At 42.2% G+C, this 21,560-nt stretch carries 21 protein-coding genes; 9 read left to right on the top strand and 12 right to left on the bottom strand.

The features are described 5' to 3' along the window. Window positions 1-3 precede the first annotated feature (3 nt). The 4 genes from ACQYAC_RS16875 to ACQYAC_RS16860 all read right to left on the bottom strand — a co-directional run bounded on the left by ACQYAC_RS16875 (window position 4) and on the right by ACQYAC_RS16860 (window position 3,821). Entirely contained in the window at window positions 4-807 is an 804-nt protein-coding gene (locus ACQYAC_RS16875) for a formylglycine-generating enzyme family protein (RefSeq protein WP_169057314.1), read from the bottom strand. Window positions 808-840: 33 nt separating this feature from the next. Beyond that, window positions 841-1,566 (bottom strand): GTP cyclohydrolase II, encoded by a 726-nt coding sequence (locus ACQYAC_RS16870; protein ID WP_268497688.1) that lies wholly within the window; start codon window positions 1,564-1,566, stop codon window positions 841-843. A 278-nt stretch (window positions 1,567-1,844) separates the two neighbouring features. Then, a complete protein-coding gene (locus ACQYAC_RS16865; protein ID WP_268497690.1) occupies window positions 1,845-2,501 on the bottom strand; it encodes a class I SAM-dependent methyltransferase in 657 nt (218 codons plus the stop codon). Between the two features lie 972 nt (window positions 2,502-3,473). Next, window positions 3,474-3,821 carry a general stress protein gene (locus tag ACQYAC_RS16860; RefSeq protein WP_058015457.1) on the bottom strand — a complete coding sequence of 116 codons (348 nt, stop codon included), beginning with the start codon at window positions 3,819-3,821 and terminating at the stop codon, window positions 3,474-3,476. A 221-nt stretch (window positions 3,822-4,042) separates the two neighbouring features. Here ACQYAC_RS16860 and ACQYAC_RS16855 point away from each other — a divergent pair, with 221 nt between their 5' ends. Together ACQYAC_RS16855 and ACQYAC_RS16850 are read left to right on the top strand one after the other, a co-directional pair. Then, the gene (locus ACQYAC_RS16855) at window positions 4,043-4,432 is read left to right on the top strand and encodes a YfmB family protein (RefSeq protein WP_058015458.1); all 390 of its coding nucleotides are present in this window, start codon (window positions 4,043-4,045) and stop codon (window positions 4,430-4,432) included. 108 nt (window positions 4,433-4,540) lie between these two features. Further along, on the top strand, window positions 4,541-5,545 hold the full coding sequence (locus ACQYAC_RS16850) for an NADP-dependent oxidoreductase (RefSeq protein ID WP_268497692.1): 1,005 nt from the start codon (window positions 4,541-4,543) through the stop codon (window positions 5,543-5,545). A 34-nt stretch (window positions 5,546-5,579) separates the two neighbouring features. On the opposite strand, the gene ACQYAC_RS16845 is transcribed toward ACQYAC_RS16850, so the two are convergent. After that, a complete protein-coding gene (locus tag ACQYAC_RS16845; RefSeq protein WP_268497693.1) occupies window positions 5,580-6,722 on the bottom strand; it encodes a DEAD/DEAH box helicase in 1,143 nt (380 codons plus the stop codon). A gap of 152 nt (window positions 6,723-6,874) precedes the next feature. Between ACQYAC_RS16845 and ACQYAC_RS16840 the strand changes: the two genes are divergently transcribed. Then, complete coding sequence (locus tag ACQYAC_RS16840; RefSeq protein WP_061407071.1) at window positions 6,875-8,428, top strand: ABC-F family ATP-binding cassette domain-containing protein; 1,554 nt, start codon at window positions 6,875-6,877, stop codon at window positions 8,426-8,428. Window positions 8,429-8,644: 216 nt separating this feature from the next. On the opposite strand, the gene ACQYAC_RS16835 is transcribed toward ACQYAC_RS16840, so the two are convergent. Further along, complete coding sequence (locus ACQYAC_RS16835; RefSeq protein ID WP_268497694.1) at window positions 8,645-9,835, bottom strand: MFS transporter; 1,191 nt, start codon at window positions 9,833-9,835, stop codon at window positions 8,645-8,647. A gap of 56 nt (window positions 9,836-9,891) precedes the next feature. After that, on the bottom strand, window positions 9,892-10,317 hold the full coding sequence (locus ACQYAC_RS16830) for a MerR family transcriptional regulator (RefSeq protein WP_061407069.1): 426 nt from the start codon (window positions 10,315-10,317) through the stop codon (window positions 9,892-9,894). Window positions 10,318-10,460: 143 nt separating this feature from the next. Between ACQYAC_RS16830 and folE2 the strand changes: the two genes are divergently transcribed. Beyond that, complete coding sequence (gene folE2 / locus ACQYAC_RS16825) at window positions 10,461-11,357, top strand: GTP cyclohydrolase FolE2 (protein ID WP_268497696.1); 897 nt, start codon at window positions 10,461-10,463, stop codon at window positions 11,355-11,357. A 78-nt stretch (window positions 11,358-11,435) separates the two neighbouring features. On the opposite strand, the gene ACQYAC_RS16820 is transcribed toward folE2, so the two are convergent. Next, window positions 11,436-13,319 carry an ABC-F family ATP-binding cassette domain-containing protein gene (locus ACQYAC_RS16820; RefSeq protein WP_429943738.1) on the bottom strand — a complete coding sequence of 628 codons (1,884 nt, stop codon included), beginning with the start codon at window positions 13,317-13,319 and terminating at the stop codon, window positions 11,436-11,438. 133 nt (window positions 13,320-13,452) lie between these two features. Between ACQYAC_RS16820 and ACQYAC_RS16815 the strand changes: the two genes are divergently transcribed. After that, complete coding sequence (locus tag ACQYAC_RS16815) at window positions 13,453-14,526, top strand: tetratricopeptide repeat-containing glycosyltransferase family 2 protein (RefSeq protein WP_058015464.1); 1,074 nt, start codon at window positions 13,453-13,455, stop codon at window positions 14,524-14,526. Window positions 14,527-14,711: 185 nt separating this feature from the next. Beyond that, window positions 14,712-16,103 (top strand): amino acid permease, encoded by a 1,392-nt coding sequence (locus ACQYAC_RS16810; protein ID WP_058015465.1) that lies wholly within the window; start codon window positions 14,712-14,714, stop codon window positions 16,101-16,103. A 37-nt stretch (window positions 16,104-16,140) separates the two neighbouring features. On the opposite strand, the gene ACQYAC_RS16805 is transcribed toward ACQYAC_RS16810, so the two are convergent. Next, window positions 16,141-16,374, bottom strand: coding sequence for a hypothetical protein (locus tag ACQYAC_RS16805; protein WP_058015466.1), 234 nt, complete (start codon window positions 16,372-16,374; stop codon window positions 16,141-16,143). Between the two features lie 6 nt (window positions 16,375-16,380). Beyond that, complete coding sequence (locus ACQYAC_RS16800) at window positions 16,381-16,638, bottom strand: hypothetical protein (protein WP_012009223.1); 258 nt, start codon at window positions 16,636-16,638, stop codon at window positions 16,381-16,383. Between the two features lie 65 nt (window positions 16,639-16,703). Between ACQYAC_RS16800 and ACQYAC_RS16795 the strand changes: the two genes are divergently transcribed. Continuing rightward, window positions 16,704-17,183, top strand: a complete 480-nt coding sequence (locus ACQYAC_RS16795; protein ID WP_268497699.1) for an Hsp20/alpha crystallin family protein — start codon at window positions 16,704-16,706, stop codon at window positions 17,181-17,183. Here ACQYAC_RS16795 and ACQYAC_RS16790 read toward each other — a convergent pair. Beyond that, entirely contained in the window at window positions 17,164-17,391 is a 228-nt protein-coding gene (locus ACQYAC_RS16790) for a hypothetical protein (protein WP_268497700.1), read from the bottom strand. The genes ACQYAC_RS16795 and ACQYAC_RS16790 overlap by 20 nt on opposite strands. A gap of 92 nt (window positions 17,392-17,483) precedes the next feature. Between ACQYAC_RS16790 and ACQYAC_RS16785 the strand changes: the two genes are divergently transcribed. Continuing rightward, a complete protein-coding gene (locus ACQYAC_RS16785; protein WP_323641413.1) occupies window positions 17,484-17,828 on the top strand; it encodes a hypothetical protein in 345 nt (114 codons plus the stop codon). A gap of 5 nt (window positions 17,829-17,833) precedes the next feature. Here ACQYAC_RS16785 and ACQYAC_RS16780 read toward each other — a convergent pair whose 3' ends face one another. Continuing rightward, window positions 17,834-19,249 carry an SLC13 family permease gene (locus ACQYAC_RS16780; protein ID WP_268497702.1) on the bottom strand — a complete coding sequence of 472 codons (1,416 nt, stop codon included), beginning with the start codon at window positions 19,247-19,249 and terminating at the stop codon, window positions 17,834-17,836. Between the two features lie 260 nt (window positions 19,250-19,509). On the opposite strand from ACQYAC_RS16780, the gene ACQYAC_RS16775 reads away from it, so the two are divergent. Next, window positions 19,510-21,549 (top strand): penicillin-binding transpeptidase domain-containing protein, encoded by a 2,040-nt coding sequence (locus tag ACQYAC_RS16775; protein WP_268497704.1) that lies wholly within the window; start codon window positions 19,510-19,512, stop codon window positions 21,547-21,549. The last annotated feature ends 11 nt before the right edge of the window (window positions 21,550-21,560 follow it).

The raw sequence follows: 21,560 nt of genomic DNA, 5'->3' as shown, positions 1-21,560 counted from the left end.
ATTTTACACTCCCACCTTTATATGTTGTTTTTGACGAGTCATTACACGAAAGCCAGTAAATCGAAAAACAGGGTCTGGATGCTTCCCGTGTCTTCTGGCAACTCTGCATAAATCTCCGCCTCTTGCAAAGGAGCCGCCTTTTAAAATGTAGTAATCACTGCCAAGCGTTTCCGTTAAATCATCTACAACCTCAATGCCGCCTTCGTACACATGATATTTGCTGTTGACCCATTCCTCGACGTTGCCCCCCATATCATAAAGTCCGAATAAGGATCTTCCCTTTTCGTAATGGCGGACAGGCGTCGTTTTTTCAATATTTGATTCGTACGTATTACAGTAAGACGGGTCGAACTCATCTCCCCAAGGATATTGATTTCTTGTATTACCCCGGGCAGCATATTCCCATTCTTCTTCCGTAGGAATCGACACGTCTATCCCGAGTTTCCCGCTTAGCCACTGGCAGAATGAGAAGGCTTCCTCGATCTCCATGCCCCAAGCCGGATGATCTTTCCCGCCGCCAAGTTCTTGATTCGTTAAGCTCTCAGGGTACGACTGGCCTGTTTCATCACAATAACTTTGATACCATTCATTGGTGACGACCGTATCTGAAATGAAAAATTCATTGATATACGGCTGATAGGATGGAAATTCTTTGTACAGCCATTTTTGAAATTTTTTCTCACGACCATAAGTTGGATTGAGAAGCTTGTCCTTCCAGAATTCTGATGCCTTTTTCATATCTTCTTCATTACTTCCGATTGTTGCATAGCCGCTTGGGATTTGAATCCAATTGATTTCAGGTTTCACGCTTTTCTCCCGCCTTCTTTAAAGTAAACTCATCTACTGATTAATTAATTTTTTCTCATCGACCATATGCCCTGAGGCTGCTTTTGCTTTTAAATAGGCTTCATTATAGAGAGAGGCTTCGACCGTATGATCAAACCGCAAAACAGGAAGACCGTAGGCAGCAATGGAATCGACTTTATCTGGATTGTTCGTTAGGAGATGCATTGGTTTCCCTTTGTTTAAATAGTGCAGAACAGCCGCTGCCTCTTCGTAATGCCGGTCATCATCGCCGCATCCAATCAGGCGGTTGGCTTCAAACGTATCCAGCTGCATTTCCTGTAATTTATACGTCAATGCTTTCGCCATCAGCCCAATTGACCGCCCTTCTTGATTGGCCATATAGACAAGCATGCCTTTTCCGTAATCGGTGATTTTTTTCAACGATAACGCAAGCTGTGGACCGCAGTCACATTTCAGTGACCCAAACACATCCCCTGTTTGGCAGACACTATGAATTCGCACAAGCGGCGGCATTTTATTTTCAAAGTCGCCAAATAAGAGACAAGAGGAAAAGGTTTGCTGCGTGGTACTCATTTGGACAATAGATTCGATCGTTGGTTTTGTCTCCCCTTCAACAGGTGCGAAGGCATACCACTTAAATGACACTTCTTCATGTTGAATGGAGATCGGCAGGTTCACTGGCCCCACGAGCAAATAGTTTTTTTCTTGAAAGGTAAAATGATGAATCATTGATTGTAATTCATCTACAAACTTATTCATTTGTCTCCCCCCTATTCATCGCTGCACCCAAATCGACTCAGGAAGCGCAGTGATGGTGGTGAATATGTGTCCGCACTCATGGCTTAAAAGAACATGGATATGCGTTTCCTCTCATCGTTCAGACCTTGATTCCACCTATTCTAGCGATATTTCAATCTTGGTCTTTTCCAGTACAAAGGAGCAGAATTTTGGGTTCATCACGCCTTTCTCTTACATGATGCGCGCAGGCTCTTTCTTAGAATGAACACCTCTGCTACGTCTGAGTGTTCACCTTTGTACTAGATTTTGACGGCAATGACATGGTGCTGGCTTATGCCGGCTTTTGCTTTTAATGGCGTAATCGATACAAGCTCCAGACCTGATGAACAAATTCTTTCTCCAAGCTGAGAGTCTGAAAATGAAAAGTGGAAACGGCCATCTTCTCCGATTAGCCCTGTTCTCCACTCTTCTCCCCATACAACAAGTGAGAAGACTCCGCCTTCTTGAAGCAAAGAGGACACCTGTTTTAAATAACGCTCATGATCATCAGGGTGCTGGTGATGAAAGCAGCCGTGATCTAAAATTAAATCAAACTGCTTTTCTCGTACCTGATCCATCGACCAGGACATAAAATCTTGATGAAAAAAATAGACAGGGACCGTTTCTCTTTTCTGTAACCCTCCCCACTCCTCATGCTCATACAGGTCGATGCCGACATATTCGGAAAGTCCGCTTAAATGTTCAAGTGCCCGGCCGTTCCCGCATCCGATATCGAGCACAGAAGCAAGTGCATTTTTTTCCCTTGAACGCCAAGCTTTTAATGACATCACGGCTGCATCTGTTAAGGATGGATCAGTAGACCACATATCTGTTCTTTTCTCATAATGTTCTTGAAATGCCATACGCATTTTTTCTAGATACAACCCACTGTCTTCATGGTATAAAGCCTTTTTCATCACAGGACCTCCTTCTATTTAAAATCGACTTTTCGGGCAAAGGTCATTTCCAAGCCAAAAACCTTATGTTAAAATAAAAGATGGATTTTTTAGGAAATCTGTTTTCTGAAAAAGAAGAGAAGCATCCCACATGTTCACTCTTCTTTTTCAGCATGCATCCTCATATGCAGCCATTTGAAAGCTGAAGCGCATCAGCTTGTTTTCTCTTTTTTTCATATGAGTTCACCTCCTTCACCGTTCGATCAACTCACAACCTTTTTTGAAACCGCTTTCTCCTCTGTACAAAAACATAACGTCTTTTCTATATCTCTTGCAAAGTGATCATAGTAGAAAGGTCAATCTACTGTTTAGATCGGCTGCCATATTTTCTTCAAGTAAAAGACCGTTTTCTTATGTGTTAGTAGACATATTCCGAGTAAGCTTTTTCTCTTAAAAGCACTTATACCTTGGTTTTATAACACCACCTTTCACTAGAATAAGCCTTGAATAAACCCTTCAGAATTTTAACAACTACTTCCATAATGACTGGAATAAGCCAAATATATTGTTTTTAGATTATTTTGTCAACAAATTATTTCCTAAACATTAAAATGAATTTTCTAATTGAAAATACAGGTATTTTTCGTGGTTTTTTGACCTCAAAACACTTATTTCTACACAAAAATACAACATAAACCAATAGAACTAAGAAATTTATCTACTAAATTACACAAGATTTTTATTACATTTTGAAACAAAATCGAAAGATACAATGATTATTTCCCGAATGGTTTTTTGTGAAATTTTTACTATTCTTTTCTCATTTCCTATCTTTTTCTTTGGTATGTCTGCATTTTCAATTAGATGTTTTACTGTTTATTCCAATCTGCTGTTTTTTCTAAATATAGTAAAAAAGATGCGACCTCTCCTTCAAAGATGATGACATGAAAAAAAGCCCCTTACAAAAGTAAGAGGCTTTTTCTCAGTTGGCGTTTATGCCCAAGTTTTCACTTTTTCATGGTCTGTCACAAAGAGAAGGACTTTTCCTTCATCTAAATGTTCTTCAAATTTCTCAGCTTCTTCTTTAGAGAATCCAATTTCATGGATTTTATTTCGGAGCTCATCACCCTTTTTACTAAAGATGTTCCCAACAGCATGTTTCAGTCCAACTTCTCTTGGACCTATCGTATTGGCATCTGCATTCCCAGCAATACGCTCTGTACGATCATCGTCATGGGACAGAACATAAATGTCCTCTCTTGCAACACCGAGTGATTTTAATTGCTCTACATCTCTTTGAAGTGTTTCATCATTTGAATACTCTCTTACAACAGGTTTCATTTTATATTCCTCCTTTAGCGTCTTACGAATCTTTTACCCGTCACTTTTATCATTAAACCTTCCTTGAGCACATCCATTTTACATTGAGTACTAACCATGCCTATTGACTTATTTTTGACAAAAATCCTGTAAAAATGACTAAATTTTCTGAAATATTGTGTCCATCCCTGCTGTTTTGTTGTACAATTCTTGTACTGGAGGCTAGAAATGAGGTAGAGCTGATGTATTACTTTTCAGCGGAGCAGCAGTTTAATGCTTGGGTTGTCAGTGATTTGGTGAAACAGCTTTTTCAAAAGTGGAATCCTGAAGAAGCAAAAGCAGAGCCGCTTACATTGTTTGCTGAACAGCACTTTCGCATCTCCATTGATTATCTCTTTTCCATCATTATTAACATTGGAGATATCGAGTCGATTGAACAAGATCCACAAGACCTGTTGTCCTCATACTTGAATATCCTTTTTCCTTTTGTGACGCGCGATATGATGAAAGCCTCCATGCAAAATGCGAACGAATATTTGTTAAAAGAACGTGATGCGGACGTGTATCAGCTGTTTGGCTGTCTGCCGCCGCTCCTCTCTGTTGACTTTCAAAAAAGTAGTCCTCATCTATGAGATGGCGGCTGCTTTTTTGTATGTGTTTGAAATAGACCGTATGTTTTGAATGAAAAGAAGCATCATGTTAATGTAAATCTAGGTTGCAAGTGAAAGGGAGGATTTGACATGAGTCAGCAAAAGCAAATTCAATTAGCCAAACGTCCACAAGGATTACCTACAAAAGATGTTTTTCATTTTGAAACAATCGATATACCTGTGCCGCAAGATGGTGAAGTCTTGATTCAAACGAAATATGTTTCTGTAGATCCTTATATGAGAGGACGAATGCAGGATACAAAATCCTATACACCTCCATTCAAGCTAAATGAAGTGATTCAGGGCGGTGTTGTCGGAGAAGTTGTCGAGTCTAAATCGCCTCAATTTGAAAAAGGTGATTTTGTTCTCGGATTCCTTGGCTGGCAAGAATATTCCACCGCCAAAGCTGAATCTCTCACTAAAATTGATCCATCTATCGCGCCATTGTCCTATTATTTAGGCATTTTAGGCATGCCAGGGCAAACCGCTTATTTCGGTCTTCTTGCAATTGGCCAGCCAAAAGAAGGCGAGACCGTCGTCATTTCTGGAGCCGCAGGTGCGGTTGGTTCCGTTGTGGGACAAATTGCTAAGATCAAAGGCGCTCACGTCGTTGGGATTGCGGGATCTGATGATAAGCTGGCTTATTTAAAAGAGCTGGGCTTTGATGAAACAATTAATTATAAAACAACAAAAGACTTAGATGATGCTATTGCAAAGGCGTGCCCTAACGGCGTCGATGTGTATTTTGACAATGTAGGCGGCGAAATATCTGATGCCGTGATGAATCATTTGAACCGCTTCGCACGTATTCCAGTGTGCGGCGCGATTTCGTCTTATAACATTAGCGCAAGCGAGGACATTGGACCGCGTGTGCAAACAAAACTCATTAAAACAAGCGCATTGATGCAAGGCTTCATTGTTGCCAACTATTCAGATCGTTTTGAAGAAGCAGCAAGAGATCTCGCACAATGGGTAAAAGAAGATAAACTGACTTATAAAGAAACAATCATTGAAGGTTTTGACAACATTCCTGATGCATTCCTCGGACTATTCAAAGGGGAAAATGTCGGAAAACAGCTTGTCAAAATTTCATAAAAAGAAAGGACCCTCCATGTGGGAGGGTCCTTTTTTATGCTTGCTTGGGCGCAAGGTGTAGATGACCTTGCTTATAAACAATTTCCTGAAGCGAAAGATTTAGCTTTTTCGCCATTTTTTTAAGCATTGAATGCTCTTGAGGTGTGACTAGGCTGATAACTGCTCCTTCTTTTCCTGCGCGGCCGGTTCTGCCTGAACGGTGGATATAGCCTTCTTCGTTTGGCAGGTCGGCATGGATCACGTAAGGCAGATCGTCAATATCGATCCCTCTTGCTGCGATATCTGTTGCAAGAAGTAGCGGGAATTCACGCTGTTCAAATTCCTTTAAGATGATAGCTCGCTCTGCCTTTTTCGCTTCACTATGAAGGACACCGAGGTCGACATGGTGATACGCTAATTTCTCTGCATAAATGCTTAGATTCGTAATATCACGCACAAAGACGAGCGCATGCATGTCCTCAAGCCGTGATAGCTTTTGCAGAAGTTTTACTTTGTCACGCTGGTCACATAACAGATAATAGTGTCCTACTTTCTGCGCTTCTTCCTCACTTCTAGCAATTTTCAATACTTCTGGTTCAGACGTCATTTCTTTAATCAGTTGAACCGTTTCGTCTTTTAAGGTCGCAGAAAAACAAAGGATTTGTCTTTCTTTTAGTGTGGATTTAATGATCGCTTGGATCGTTTTCATATGCTCTGGCACAAGAAGCTGATCTGCTTCATCTAGCACGATCGTTTTGACTTCGTGCATTTTCAGTTTCTTGATTTTGATTAATTCTTGGACGCGGCCTGGTGTCGCTACGACGATGTTCGGGTGTTTTTTTAGTTTTTCCTGCTGCTTTTTGATGTTCGCTCCACCAATCAAGGAGACCGCTTTGATGTCTGATCCTTGTTTGAACTCTTGCACAACATCAAAAATTTGCATCACAAGCTCTCTTGATGGTGCCAAGATTAAGACTTGCGGGTGCTTGATATTCACATCGATTTTATTTAAAAGCGGCAACACATACGCCAGTGTCTTCCCCGTTCCCGTAGGCGATTCTGCGATCACATCACGCTTCTCCGTAATCCATTCTGCTGTTTTTTCTTGTATAGCTGTTGGTTTTTCGAAGCCAGCCGCTTGGAAGTTCTCTTGAATAAATGGCTTTGCTTCTTTCAAAAATGCCCAATTTTCTATCATGTCGATCTCCTTTATCCTCATTCAATCTATCCTTTAGTATCTCAAAATCAGCTTTGAAACGCAATTTTTCTTTTGATGCTTTTATCGAGGCGGACAGTTCGATATAATCATGAGAGGCACTAGCCGTTTTGAATCTATTTGAGGTGTAAAAAATGATATTATCTGTTAAAGATTTAAGCCATGGCTTTGGCGACAGAGCCATTTTCCACGAAGTCTCCTTCCGTTTATTAAAAGGCGAGCATGTCGGCTTAATTGGCGCCAACGGTGAAGGAAAGTCAACGTTTATGAATATTATTACTGGCAAGCTGGAGCCAGATGCAGGAAAAGTTGAATGGGCAAAAAATGTCCGTGTCGGCTACCTGGATCAGCACACTGTGCTAGAAAAGGGCAGAACGATCCGCGAAGTGCTTCAGGATGCTTTCCACTATTTATTTTCAATGGAAGCAGCGATGAATGACATTTACGGCAAAATGGGTGAAGCCGATCCTGATGAGCTGGAAAAGCTGTTAGAGGAAGTGGGCGTTATTCAAGATGCGCTCACAAACAATGATTTCTATATCATTGATTCCAAGGTCGAAGAAATTGCGAGAGGTCTTGGGTTAACAGATCTTGGGCTGGACCGTGATGTGACGGAGCTGAGCGGCGGACAGCGTACAAAAGTATTGCTTGCGAAATTGCTGTTAGAGAAGCCAGAAATTCTCCTTCTCGATGAGCCGACCAACTATTTAGATGAGCAGCATATTGAGTGGCTGAAGCGCTATTTACAGGAATATGAAAATGCGTTTATCCTCATTTCACATGATATTCCGTTTTTAAACAGCGTCATTAACTTGATTTATCATGTTGAAAATCAAGAGCTCACACGCTATGTTGGTGATTATGATCAATTTAAACAAGTGTACGAAGTCAAAAAGCAGCAGCTTGAAGCAGCTTATAAAAGGCAGCAGCAGGAAGTGGCTGAATTAAAGGATTTTGTGGCAAGAAACAAAGCACGTGTCAGCACAAGAAATATGGCGATGTCCCGTCAAAAGAAACTAGATAAGATGGATATGATTGAACTCGCAGCAGAAAAGCCAAAGCCTGAATTCAATTTTAAGGCGGCACGGACTTCTGGGAAATTGATTTTTGAAACAAAAGATTTGGTCATTGGTTATGATGAACCGCTCTCTCGTCCTTTGAATCTGAAAATGGAACGCGGGCAAAAAATTGCGTTATACGGCGCTAACGGCATCGGAAAAACGACATTGCTGCGAAGTCTCCTTGGAGAAATCTCCCCGATTTCGGGTGAGGTGGAACGCGGAGAATTCCTTCATATTGGCTACTTTGAGCAAGAAGTAAAAGAACAAAATAGCAACACCTGTATTGAAGAAGTATGGGGCACCTTCCCTTCTTACACGCAATATGAAGTGAGAGCTGCTCTTGCTAAATGCGGATTAACGACGAAACATATTGAAAGCCGCGTGTCTGTTTTAAGCGGTGGAGAAAAAGCAAAGGTCCGTCTTTGTAAGCTGATCAATGAAGAAACCAACCTCCTTGTTCTCGATGAGCCGACCAATCACTTGGATGTCGATGCGAAAGAAGAACTAAAACGTGCATTAAAAGAATACAAAGGGAGTGTCTTATTGATCTCTCACGAACCTGAATTTTATCAAGATGTAGCCACTGAAACTTGGAATTGCGAATCTTGGACGACCAAAGTATTATAGGCTTCAGATTGTTGACACAGGGCTAAAATGATCTTTATTTTAGCCCTGTGTCTTCTTTTCAGCGTGATAGAAAACCTTTGAAGTCTAGGAAGGACGAGTACCGGAGTGGAGCGAATTGAACATTCGTGAGCACCGGAACGCAGTCCTGACAAAGAATGCGAGGGTTTGTCTACACGCTGAGCCTTATATCTCATGCAGATATAAGGCTTTTTCTATTTAATGACCTGCTTGAATATTGATGAGATGTTTCCGTCCAATTAGCAGGATGATCATGCCTAACAGAACGACAGCCGCCCCAACATAGTAAGGGGTGCTTGCAGTAAAAGATTCAGCAAGTACGCCGGCAATCCAAGGAGCAATCGCGCCCCCAATAAACCGCACGGCACTGTAAGAGGATGAAGCAATGGAACGCTCAACCGGTGCTGATCCCATCACTGCGGTCGTGAGCACAGTATTGATCATACCAAGGATACCCCCAGCAATGACAATTCCGCAGATGACGACTACAACATGTGAAGTCCAGATTCCAATACCGAATAAAATCACAGCAAACGAAGCAAACAGAACCACAAGAGAAGTCAATGTTCCAAGCTTGCGATGAATGACCGGCGCTGAGAAGACAGATGTCACAGCTAAAAATAGTCCCCATCCAAAAAAGACATAACCAAGACCATGCTCATCCAGATTAAGCACAAATGGCGAATACGCTAAAAGCACAAAGAAACCGAAATTGTATAAGAAAGCGGCAGAAGCCATCGTTAAAAGACCTTTATATTTTAACGCCCCGACAGCCTCGAATAATTTCACCTTTTTCTGAGGCTTTTGCATCGGCGGAAGCATAAACGTAATGGCTAAAAGAGCAACAAGCATTAACACCGCAACGCCAAAGAATGGACCGCGCCAAGAGATCGTCCCAAGCTCTCCGCCAAGCAGCGGTCCAACCGAAATCCCAAGACCTAGTGCAGCCTCGTATAAAATAATGGCCTTCGCACTTCCTCCAACAGACACACCGACAATGACAGAGAGAGCCGTTGAAATGAATAAGGCATTCCCAATGCCCCATCCCCCTCTAAAGCCGATTAATTCATTAATCGTTGAAGAGGTACCCCCTAAAGCAGAAAAGACAATAATAAAAATAAGTCCGATTAATAACGTCCATTTCGCACCAATCCGACTAGAGATAAAGCCGGTAAAAAACATCACAAAGCCAGTCACAAGTAAGTAGCTCGTAAACAAAAGAGAGACCTGACTTGGAGATGCATCTAATTGTGATGCAATGGCAGGCAAAATCGGGTCCACAAGTCCTATCCCCATAAATGAAATCACACATGCAAAGGCAACAGCCCAGACGGCCTTCGGCTGCCTAAGCAGACTTGTACGCTGTTTTAACACTTCTTCTTCCTTCATTCCATCAGAACCTTTCCTTCATATGTTCACAAAATAAAATAAACACACTGAGGTGTTTATTTTTGTAATTGCTCAATCGCATGAGCCGCTCTATCTTTCATCGTTTCAAGATCCTTTTTAAAGGATTGAATCGTTTCAAGCTTTTTTGTAATCAATTGATGCTGCACAGTTAGCTGCGCCTCAATATCTAACAGCTTTTCTAATCGTTCCTTCGGATCAAGCGATAGCAAGTAGCCTTCTTTATTCAGCTCTAACTGCTTTCCTATTTCCATAAACGATTGAAGCTCTTGTAAAGAAAAGCCGAGTACCTCTTTTGCCTGCATTACTTTTTCTAGTTCTTCCATGTCATCCTCTGAGTACAGCCTGACACCGCCCTCTGTCCGCTTTGGTGCTGATAATAAACCAATCTCTTCATAGAAACGAATCGTCCGTTTGGTCAGCCCGCTTCTTTTCGCCACTTGATCAATTTTCATCCATTCCATTGCCAGTGCCTCCTGCTCATCAATTCATGATTTATTATACACTTTTATAACCTTAACGTAAACGTTAAAGTTTTCACTCTTGATTTCTTTTGTTCTATAATGCAAAATAAATAAGAATTATTACGATTTAAAGGGGCGATCTCATGTTTTCTTTTCCATCAAAAAAAGAACGGCACAAACAATTCGGATCAGTACAGCCAAGCCTTGGCACAAAGCCTTGTCAAAAAGAGAACATGACTGACATTCAAAAGACAGAGCAGAATTTTTACTTTCCTCTTGAACAAGTCGGCATCTGCCGTGTCTCTTATCCTGTACGAATCTTGTCTAAGACAGTGCCTCACGAGCAAACAACTTCTGCTGACTTTGCACTGAGTACCTTCTTGCCAGCTCATGAAAAAGGCATTCATATGAGCCGTCTAACTGAACAGCTGCACTCATTTTATGAAAGCGGCAAGCCGCTTGATGTGAACTGCTTAAAAGAATTGACAGCTGCACTCGCCCGGCAAATGAAGCAGCCATCTGCCTCGGTTCAAGTTTCCTTCCCGTGGTACAAGGAAAAGCAAAGCCCAGTCTCAGGAAAAGCAGGTTTGATGCATGCGACGATCACATATGATATTCATTTTCATGAAAAAGATGGATGGACCTGTCATGTTGGCTGCGATGCACAGGTCACGACATTATGTCCTTGTTCTAAAGAAATAAGTGAATATGGTGCACATAATCAGCGCGGCTCTGTTTCCATTCAGGTAGAGTTGTTTGAACAAGCAGCACTTCCAAGCGACATGAAAGAAGCACTTTTACATATCATTGAGTCCAATGCGAGCGCCCAGCTGTATCCTGTGCTCAAAAGACCTGATGAAAAGAAAGTGACAGAAGAAGCTTATGAAAATCCTCGCTTTGTAGAAGATCTCGCAAGGTTAATGGCCATGGAATTATATGAGCAGCCTTGGATCAAAGGCTTTCAAGTCGAGTGTCGTAACGAGGAATCCATTCATCAGCATGATGCCTATGCGAAATGCTCTTATCAAAAAAAGCTGTAGACAAGTCCTCGTTTTCTAACACACTGAAAGGACAAAAAACCTGTAGAAATTTTCTACAGGTTTTTTATTTCAATTTTATTAACCCTCTAATTCCTCAATCATGATCGACAGTTCTGTCCAGCGGTCCATTGCTTGTTCTAGTTCTTCAGCAACGGCTTTTTGTTCGTCCATCAGTTCTTGAATTTTCCCAAAATCACTGCCTGCTTCTGCAATGCTTGCTTCAAGCTGCTGATGTTTTTCCTCTAATGCCTGAATCCGGTCTTCAATTCCGTCCCATTCAAGCTGATCTTTGTAAGAAAGTTTTTTTCTCTTTTTAGTCGCCGCTTCTACTTGTTTCTCAGCAGTCTTTGTCTCTGTCCGCTTCGCTTCTTTTTCTTGCTCCATGTAATCGCTGTAAGCACCTTGGTAGTGTGAAACGCGGCCATTTCCTTCAAAGACAAGCAGACGGTGAACCACTCGGTCTAAGAAATAACGATCATGCGATACGGTCATGACAACGCCAGGAAACTGTTCTAAATAATCCTCTAAAATGCTAAGTGTCTCCGTATCAAGATCGTTCGTCGGCTCATCTAGAAAGAGAACATTCGGTTCTTCCATTAAGACTTTCAGTAAATACAGTCTGCGGCGTTCTCCCCCTGATAGTTTGCGAATAAACGTCCGCTGCATGGATCTTGGGAATAGGAACCGTTCCAGCATTTGCTCTGCTGTCACTATGGCGCCATCAGATGTCTTAACGATCTCAGCTGTTTCCTTGATGTATTCAATGATCGTCAGCTCTTCATCCATTTCCTTGTGATCCTGCGTGTAATAGCCAATACGAACGGTTTGTCCAATTGTCAATTGTCCTGAAGTCGGTTCAATTTTACCCGCAAGACAGTTGAGAAGCGTCGTTTTTCCGACTCCATTCGGTCCGATAAATCCAATCCGGTCGCCCGGCACGACTAAGTCTGTAAACCGCTCCACAAGGTTCTGGCCAGCAAATGAAATCGACAAGTCTTCTGCCTCTATGACTTGTTTTCCTAGGCGATGGGAACCGATGGCGAAATCCAGCTCTCCCTTCGCATCAGGCCCTTTTTGATCCATCAGCACTTCGGCTCTGCCGATGCGTGCTTTCTGCTTCGTCGTTCTTGCTTTTGCCCCTCTTCTCAGCCATGCAAGCTCGCGTCTGAGTAAGTTTTGACGCTTCGTTTCTTTTACCTGAGCTTCTGCTTCTCGTTCCGCTCTTTTTTCTAAAAAGACTTCATAATTTCCTTTATACGTATAAAGCTGTCCTTGATTCAATTCGTAAATCCGATTGGCCACCCGGTTGAGGAAATAACGATCATGTGTCACCAGAATGACAGCACCAGTGTATTGACTCAAATATCCTTCGAGCCATTCAATCGTTGCATTATCGAGGTGGTTGGTTGGCTCATCTAAAATCAGCAATCCTGCGGGCTGAATTAAATTTTTAGCAATCGCGACACGCTTTTTCTGTCCGCCAGATAAAGCATGAACAAAGCGGCTCACATCTTTGACGCCAAGCTTTGTCAAAATCGTTTTTGCTGATAGGTTCGCATCCCATGCGTCTTCCTGATCCATTCGATTTTGCATGCGCATGAGCGCCTCTTGTTTTGCCTCATTTTGCGGATCATGCTCTAAATCGGCGAGTGCCTGTTCATATGCCTTCATCGTTTGAATTATGGGTGCTGTTCCAGAAAAAATGTAATCGAGAATCGTTTCATCCCCGTCCATTTCGGGGTCCTGCTCAAGAAATTCGATATCAAGTGTCCCTGCCTTCGTGATGTCACCTTCCTCAAACGATTCAAGTCCTGCAATGACCTTTAGGAGCGTTGACTTTCCTGTTCCGTTTGGTCCAATCAATCCGATGCGTTCCTTTGGTTCTATATGAAAAGAAATATGATCAAACAGCGTTTTCTCGCCATAGGTTTTATATAATCCTTCAACATTCAATAAACTCATTTTTATCAGCCCTTACATAGATTCTTCCTTTATTTTAAATCAGCCAGTTGCAGAAAACTAGTTTTAAAAAACCCGCAGCTGAAAAGAATGTTTCCTTTTGCTGCTCGATACACTATGAAGAGGTGATCTAAAGATGGTAACCATTAGCTTATGTATGATCGTGAAAAATGAAGAGGAGGTGTTAGCGGACTGCCTTTCCTCTGTCCAAGACATTGTCGATGAGATGATCATCGTTGATACAGGCTCAACAGATCGTACGAAAGAGATTGCTCACTCTTTTTCAGCCAAGGTACTTGATTTTGAATGGGTTCAGCATTTTGCCAAAGCCCGCAATTTCGCTTTCTCACGTGCAACGAAAGAGTATATTTTATGGCTTGATGCAGATGATGTTCTGCTTGAAGAAGACCGTCAAAAATTTCTTCAGCTCAAAGAGACACTTGATCCTTCTGTGGATGCTGTCTCGATGTTTTATCATGTAGGATTCGATGAAGACGGTCAGGTGAATTTTAAATATAGAAGAAATCGCCTTGTGAAGCGTGCCTTGAACTTTCAGTGGTACGGGGCCGTTCATGAGTTTCTTCAGGTGTATGGAAACATCTTACCAGCCGATATAGCCGTCACACATCAAAAGCGTAAGAAAACAACCGCTGGTGAACCAGGGCGCAACCTGCGAATTTATGAAGACATGCTGGCAAGGGGAGAGGACATGACGCCCCGTGATCTCTTTTATTTTGCCAATGAATTAAGAGATAACAGGCAGCATGTCAGAGCAATTCGTTTTTATCATGAGTTTTTAGCGACAAAACAGTGCTGGATTGAGGATGAAATTCGCACATGCCAATATTTAGCCGACTGCTATTATGCGGTAGGTTTCGAGGAAGCGGCTTTATCCTCATTATTACGTTCTTTCTTATATGATCAGCCTCGGCCAGAATTTTGCTGCCGAATTGGGGATCATCTAAAAATTCAAAATAAACATCAGGCAGCAATCTTTTGGTATGAGCAGGCGCTGAAGGCTCCTGAAAACGAAGCAGCCTTCACACTCACACATTATAAAACGTGGTATCCTCACCTTCAGCTTTGCTATTGTTATTATCAGCTCGGCGATTTGGAGAAAGCCAAAACACATCATCTTGCCTCCGCCGCCCATCACCCAACTCATCCAAGTGTGCTGTATAATGAAAAAATATTTGCTGAACAGACATAAACTAAACTATCTATCACCACATCCGCCTTCCATCTCTTGGCGGATGTCTCTTTTTTAGCAAAAATTCGATTGTGGCGTTTAACACTTTAGTGGTTTAAAGCGTTCTTCAACCAATTGACTAAATTGTCATTTCAGCATATACTAACACTCGTCTTACGAAAAGATTTATCCATTAGGAGGTCAACATGAGTTCTTTATTTCGAAAAAAGTCTCTCGACCAGCTCATGCTTGAAAGTCAAACGAAGCGGCTCAGCCGATCGTTAAATACGTTTGATTTAATCTTGCTTGGCATTGGCTGCGTGGTCGGGACTGGTATCTTTGTGATTACGGGGGTTGCTGCGGCAAAGGATGCGGGACCCGCGATTATTATATCTTTTATTTTAGCTGCGATCGCATGCGCCCTTGCTGCTTTTTGCTACGCTGAATTCTCCTCATCCATTCCTGTATCAGGAAGCGTCTATACGTATTCCTATGCTACACTTGGGGAATTTCTCGCCTTCTTAATGGGCTGGGATCTCATGCTTGAATATGTCATTGCGCTCTCTGCTGTAGCAAGCGGATGGTCGTCCTATTTCCAATCACTGCTCAGTGGATTCGGTCTGCACATACCGAAGGCTTTATCAGCTGCACCTGGAGCCGCTGATGGGGCCGTCTTTAACCTTCCAGGCGCACTCATTATTTTGCTTATCACCTTTATCGTCTCAAGAGGCGTCAAGGAAAGCACGAAGCTGAATAACATCATTGTGCTGATTAAAATTGCCATCGTCCTTCTCTTTATCATTTCAGGCTTTGCTTACGTCAAACCTGAAAACTGGACACCTTTTATGCCAATGGGCTTCCACGGCGTGATTGCTGGAGCGGCGACTGTCTTTTTTGCTTACCTTGGATTTGATGCAATCGCTAATGCGTCTGAAGAAGTCAAAAATCCTCAAAAGGCGATGCCAATCGGAATCATCGGTGCGCTCGGTGTTTGTACGATTTTATACATCGGTGTTTCATTCGTCTTAACAGGCATGGTTCACTATACGAAGCTGAATGTCAGTGACCCTGTCGCATTTGCTCTTCAAGTCGTTGGCCTGAATAGTGTGGCGGGCATTATATCCGCAGGTGCTATTATTGGGATTACGACAGTGTTAATTGCACTTGTTTATGCTCAAGTTCGCTTAACCTTTGCCATGAGCCGAGATGGACTCATGCCGAAAATCTTTTCAAACGTTCATCCAAAATCGAAAACACCGGTTGCTAACACTTGGCTCACAGGTGCTGTTGCGGCATGTATCGTTGGATTCGTCAACTTATCTACGCTAGCGAATTTAGTCAGCATCGGTACACTTGCAGCCTTTACAGTGATCTCTATCGCTGTGATCGTCCTACGGAAAAAACATCCGAATATGAACACAGCTTTTAAAGTACCCTTTGTACCTTACCTTCCCATTATTAGTGCGGTCATTTGTATGATATTGGCTGCTACACTGAAATGGGAGACATGGAGAGCCTTCCTGATCTGGGTGGCCATTGGTGTCGTTGTTTATTTCACATATGCAAGACGAAAAAGTCATCTGAATGAAACACATTAGAAAAGAGACACGGGGTTTCCCGGTCTCTTTTTTTTGCTTAAATCACGCTGTTTTTGGCTGAATTTGAGTCCACCATATCTGGATCTAACACGCTTGAAATCGGAATGACAAGCGGTGAACAATCTCCATTGTCCTCTCCAAATCCTTGGTTCATTTTCATCGAGAGAAAATAATCGATCTGCTGATAAGGACCTAGCGTCAGTGATGCACCCCGATCCATTGCATTGATTTTAAAAGCACCGACATTGACGACTGAGGGTGAGAATAACATCACACGTCACTTCCTTTGAATGGGTTTAGCTGTTGGTGAAAAAGAGGCAGGTGAGTCCACTTGATCTCGATCATCTACATGGCTTTTTGTCCCGACAAAACCGCTGGCATCTCCAAAATTTTGTCCGTACCCCTGATTTTTTTTATCTGAGTTTTGCCACTCTGCTAACAAATTTTGTCCGACATTCACCGCCGACGCATTTTCAAAGGAATTAATTTTTAACATGAAAATATTAATATTGATATACGGAGTTGGTTGAACCACAGATAAACCTCCTTTTTATAGGTATATGCAAGCACCCATCAAGTATGTTAACAGGAGGTCTTCACATGGACTTCGAAAAAATGAAGCAGTGGATGGATATTGCCCAGCAAATGCATGGGGACGATTTTTGGAAAATGATCTTCGATGATGAGCAAAGATCTCCTTTTATGGCAAATGGTCCATCTCCATTTACGTTCACGCAGCAGGATCAGCGCGGCCCAGATACGTCGTTCCCACCAATCGACATGGTGGAAACCGCGACAGAAATTCAGTACTTAATTTATTTGCCTGGCTACCGAAAGGAAGATGTACAAGTGTTATCATATGGCGAATATTTGGTTGTGAAAGGACAGCGTTTTTCCTTTTTTAATGAGCAGGATTTTCGCCAAAAGCAGGGGAAGTATGGTCCGTTTGAAAAGAAAATTCGGCTCCCAGAAATGATTCTTGGCCAAATGAATGCAGCCTTTAAAGACGGTGTGCTTTATATCAGGCTGCAAAAAGATGAAGGAAAAGCGACTGCTATTATCATAGATGACGAATATTGATACTCACGGCGTCGATTTGATCACGATCATCAATCGATTCAATCGGCAGGATCGTGATCACGCCATCAGCATTCTGTTCCCCAAAGCCATTGTTTCTTTTAATCGTACTGCAATGATTACAAACAAACGTCGAACCAAACGTCATGGACGATCCTGTGCCCATCGAGTTCGTTTTCATATGGGCAATGTTTATATGAGTAGGCAGCATGTGCTTCTCCCCTTTCTTGTCATCTCTATAAGTATATATCTCACAGCTTTTCCATAGACTAGATCAAGGCAGAAGAAAAGGTTGTGGTCTACTTGAAACATTTCATTCTATCACTCTTTAAAAAAACTGAATCCAGTCCATCCCCCTCTGTCAGTGAGCTGGAAAAAAGGCTCACCGCTCTCGAGCAAAAAATGTCTGCACCAGCTTCCCCTGTCTCAGAGGATACACACATTCATATTGAATCCCTGCATGTGGACAAAATTGATTACCATTTGGAGTTTGGTGAGCTTTCCATTGACCAGCTTCAAGGCAGACTCAATATTGGGGCAACCTATTACACGCCAAAGGACACTCACATCAAAAAATCAACACCACAACCAAAGCCAAAAGAAACAAAAACACCGACGGTCTCGATTCGATCAAAGCCACCTTCGTAACCCGCTCAGCTTTTAAGCACAGCCGGGAGCCAGAAATACACCGCAAGGACAATCACCACAATACTCATGATATTTAACCAAAAGCCTGTCCTGACCATATCTGATATTTTCAGCACGTCTGCACTAAAAACAGCGGCATTTGGCGGTGTGGAAATCGGCAGCATAAACGCACAAGAAGAAGCCAAAGCAGCCGCAGCCATTAACCCATAGGGCTCGATACCAATCGCAAGCCCAAGCCCTACTGTAATCGGAATGATCATATTGGCAACAGCTGTATTTGACATAATCTCCGTCATAAACAAAATCGCTCCCGTTAAAATGATCAATAGCATGAGATAAGAAAGGCCATTTAAATGCTGTAGATTTTCCCCGATCCACCCTGTTAAATTGGTTTCTGCAAAGCCCGTAGCGAGCGAAAGCCCACCTCCAAACAAAAGCAACAGCCCCCACGGCAGCTGTTTCATATCCTGCCATTCTAATATTCTCTCACCGTTTGTTGCTGGAATGAGAAATAATAGCATGGCACCAAAAATGGCGATGGATGTATCGGATACGGCGGCTCCTCCAAACAAAAAGAGTTTAAAAATCCACAAAAACGCCGTCATGAGAAAAACAGCAAACACCCATTTCTCCTCTTGTTTCATTTTCCCTAAATTCTCTAATCCCTCTCGTATGAACGTTACACTCATTTCACCTGTGTGCTCTACCTTGAACTGTACCTTGGTCAAATACAGAAATAAGAGAATGAGCAGAATCATCGCAACAGGAAAGCCAAACAAAAACCATTCAAAAAACATAATTTCCCGATCTAATAGCTTTTTTGACATCGCAGCAAACACAGCATTTGGCACAGATCCGACAAGTGTTGCCAGACCACCAATTGACGCTGAATACGCAACCGACAATAAAATGCTTTTACTGAATCGCTCAAGAGATGGACCAGCTAAGATATCATTAGCCTTGACCTCTTTAATCACAGCCAGTGCCACCGGGAGCATCATCAGGGCTGTCGCTGCATTTGAAATCCACATAGATAAAAAAGCAGTCGCGATCATGACTCCTAATACAATGCGGTCACTTCGTGTGCCAATCACCCTTAAAATGTGTAAGGCCATTCTTCTATGCAGATTCCATTTTTCAATGGCAATTGCGATCATAAATCCTCCCATGTACATAAAAACGATCGGATCTCCATAAGCTCTTGATGTTTGTTCCATCGAAAGCCCGCCAAGTGTCGGCAGTAAGATGATGGGCAATAAAGATGTTGCAGGGATGGGCAGTGCTTCTGTCACCCACCATGTAGCCGTCCAAGCGGTAATGCCCAAGACTACCCTCGCAGCATAGGTCAATTCATTTTCAGGTATGAGAAAAAGAATGAGCAAGAAGAGTGCCGGTCCAAGAACAAGTCCAATCACATTCACCTTTTTATAAACGATAACAATTCCCCCCTATTGAAAGCGCTTGTATATTTTTCTATTTTCCACATTCGATGATCTCTTAAGAAATCCTTTAAATCATAAGAAAAAATGAAGATATCTTTCATAGAAACAAGCTATCATTTTCATCCCTTTCCCAAAACCTTGACATCGTGCCTTGGTCTATTTTCATAGGATAAACTATACAAATCATGTGCAATCACTGTAAAATATAGAAGATCTAATCAAAAATTGAGGTGTTTTCATTGTATACAGATCAACGAAAATCAATTTGGAAACAGAAAAAAGTCATCATTCCCATTCTTAGTATCATCGTAGTTGCTGCTGCTTTCTTTTTCTTAAAAGATTCTCTTTTCTCAAAAGAAAAAGAGGCTTTAAAAGCGGCTCAATCCTTTACAAAACAATTGGAGAAGAAAGACTTTACAAAGCTGGCTGATGAGGTGACAAGTGCGTCTTTGGAAGCCAATCACTTTTCAAAAAAACAACTAGCCGAAAAATACGACAATATCTTCAACGGAATTGGTGCTCATGATCTGAACATATCAAAGCTTAACGTCGAAAAACAGGACAAAGGAAATGGGTATCAATTTTCCTATGATGTAACAATGAAAACGTCATTTGGCAAGCTGCACAAGCTTTCTTACAAGGGCGTTCTCTCAGAAGAAGATGACAAATGGAAAGTCGACTGGAAGCCAAATCTCATCTTCCCGCAAATGGAGAAGGGAGATACCATCAAAGTCAAATCAGACCCTGCTGTCCGCGGAAATATCGTCGACCGAAAAGGACGTACCCTAGCAGAAACAACTGGTGGAAGCGCACTTGGCATCATCCCAGGAAAGCTTGGCACAGGGGAAGAAAAAGAACGCAATATCAAAAAAATCAGCAAGGCATTTGATATAGATGAAGAACTAATCGACAATCAGCTAAAACAAGCATGGGTCACAGACGACACGTTTGTCCCGCTCAAATCAATGTTAGAACAGAAGCCGATTCCAAAGGATATAAAAGGCGTCACCTATCAATCAAAGGAAATGCGTTACTATCCTTATAACGAAGCCGCCGCCCATCTCACCGGCTATGTCGGGAAAGCAAATGCAGATGATATCAAAAGAAATCCGGCATTAAAAGCAGATCAAATCATCGGCAAAACCGGCCTTGAATTCGCATTTGACAAAAATTTACGCGGACAAGATGGCGGAAGCATTTTGATCGTCCATGATGAAACAGGCATTGAAGAAACATTGCAAAAGTCAGATCGACAAGATGGAAAAACAGTGAAGCTGACCATTGATGCCTCTTTACAGAAAAAAGCCTATAAACAGATGAAAGGTGAAAAAGGGGCCGTTACCATCATGAATCCATCATCAGGGGATCTATTAGCGCTTGTCAGCTCTCCTTCCTATGATGTCAATCTCATGACAAACGGGATCACACCTAAGCAATATCAGGCATACAGTGAAAACCCAGATCTCCCATTCCAAGCCCGGTATGCGAGCCGGTATGCACCAGGGTCTACATTCAAAACCATTACAGCAGCCATTGGGCTGGAAACAGGTGTCACAAAGCCTAATAAAGTACGCACCATCCATGGACTGAAATGGCAAAAGGATCAATCTTGGGGCAATTATCGAATTACACGGGTTCACGATAAAGAAAACGTAAATATGGTTGATGCCCTCGTGTACTCAGATAATATTTACTTCGGACAAGAAGCACTGGAAATTGGCAAAGATACCTATGAGAAAAAAGTGAAGACATTTGGATTTGGCGAAGATTTGCATATGCCATTTACAATGAAACCAGCACAAGTATCGAACGACGGCATTCAATCGGACATCTTACTTGCTGACTCAGCATACGGTCAAGGCGAATTACTCATGTCACCGATTGAACAAGTACATGCCTATTCTCCATTTGCAACTGGAGGCAAGCTTGTCTATCCTCGAGTCGTTCAAGATGAGAAAACAGCATCATCAAAACAAATCATCAAAGAAGACTCGGCAAATACAGTGAAAGACGCGCTCACTCAGGTCGTGACGAGTCCAAACGGTACAGCTCACTCCTTACAAATTGAAGGAGCTGATATCGCCGCTAAAACAGGAACGGCAGAACTGAAGAGCAAGCAAGGAGCAACAGACGGTTCTGAAAATGGATTTTTACTTGCATTTAATCCTAAAAAAGAAGATTACGTCCTCGTCGGTATGATTGAAGATGTAAAAAACCGCGGCGGTAGTGGACTCGTCATTCAAAAAATGAAGCCTGTCATCGCATCTTTTTATAAGTAACCGTTTAGAGA

The sequence above is a fragment of the Bacillus sp. MM09(2025) genome, from assembly GCF_050496725.1.
GTDB classification, from domain to species: Bacteria; Bacillota; Bacilli; order Bacillales; family Bacillaceae; genus Bacillus; species Bacillus pumilus.
This window is presented reverse-complemented; position numbering and strand designations above follow the sequence as displayed.